Source organism: Paraburkholderia diazotrophica (genome assembly GCF_900108945.1).
Classification (GTDB): Bacteria; Pseudomonadota; Gammaproteobacteria; order Burkholderiales; family Burkholderiaceae; genus Paraburkholderia; species Paraburkholderia diazotrophica.
The window spans coordinates 1-1,053 of record NZ_FNYE01000111.1 but is presented as its reverse complement, the minus strand read 5'-3'; the positions used below and the strand labels follow the sequence as shown (position 1 = coordinate 1,053).

Sequence of the window (1,053 nt, the reverse complement as noted above, 5' to 3'; positions counted from 1 at the left end):
ACGGCAAGCGCAGCGGGATGCGGATTCCCCGGTCTGCTGCCAGGAGGCGACGAACGGTCGCGTGCCAGTTCGAGTGACTTGAGATGACGGAAACTTGCAAGCGACCAGACGTGGTCCTCGCTATCGACGTCGCGATGGTGAACGCAAAACAGGCAGCCCGCCGGACTGGCGCAGTCGGGCCGCGTCGCCTGGGGCGGGACGCCCGGCAGCCCCGCCGGCATTGGCGAAACGCATCGTCCCGGTCCAGGCATTGCGATGTCCGGATCAGCGAGCCGGTGGAACCGCGAAATCTCCAGCATCGCGACTTGCGGATTGGGCTCGACGTAGTCACGTAGCAAGGTCCCGGGCGCGTGCTGTGCCATCTCCGCTGCCAGCTCAGGGTCCTGCAACTCACGCAGCAGCCAGTTGATCCTGACCTTGCGCAGGCTGCCAGGCGGCACGAAGGTGATGCCGAGCTTGCGGCATACCGCGTGCACCCTGGTGAATCGCGGAGGTGCGTCTTCCGCGCGGCCATGTCTCACGAATGGAAACAGCAGGCCGTCCGGGTCATCCGGAAACATTGCGGATCGCCACGTCAGGTAGCGCTCGAACAGGGCACGATACTCCCGGTAGATCTCGAACTCGACCTCGCCCTGCCTGCGGTGCTTGTATCGCCGTACCTGATAGCCGTCCAGGTGACTCGTGTAGTGGAACTGACCAATTCTGGCCGGGTAAGCCTGTGCCCTGTTCAGGCCCGTCTGGGCGATGAACAGCAGCAGCTCTGCTTCGATCCGGAGATTGATGAGCGGATATCGTGGCTGCCCTGCATCGGCCCGCGACCGGACCGACCATTCTTCCAGGATCTTCCCGTTACGCAATGGAATTCGTACTGGCAGTGCACCGCGTATCGATCCGACAGTCAACGCATCGCAGATATCGATCAGTGCGTGCCCGAAAGCAAACGACTGCGCCAGGCTTGGCCGGCTTGCCCTGGTGTCTCGAACCAGCCGGTTATCCCGAGGCTTGCGAATGCGCGTATCGGCCAGGACGCTCACGCGCCGTTCCAGCGCCCTG

The 1,053-nt window shown here is 63.5% G+C and carries 1 pseudogene; it reads right to left on the bottom strand.

The window, feature by feature from the left end:
* A pseudogene (locus BMW76_RS40075) lies at positions 1 to 1,034 on the bottom strand (site-specific integrase); the annotation flags it as partial.
* Positions 1,035 to 1,053: the final 19 nt, after the last annotated feature.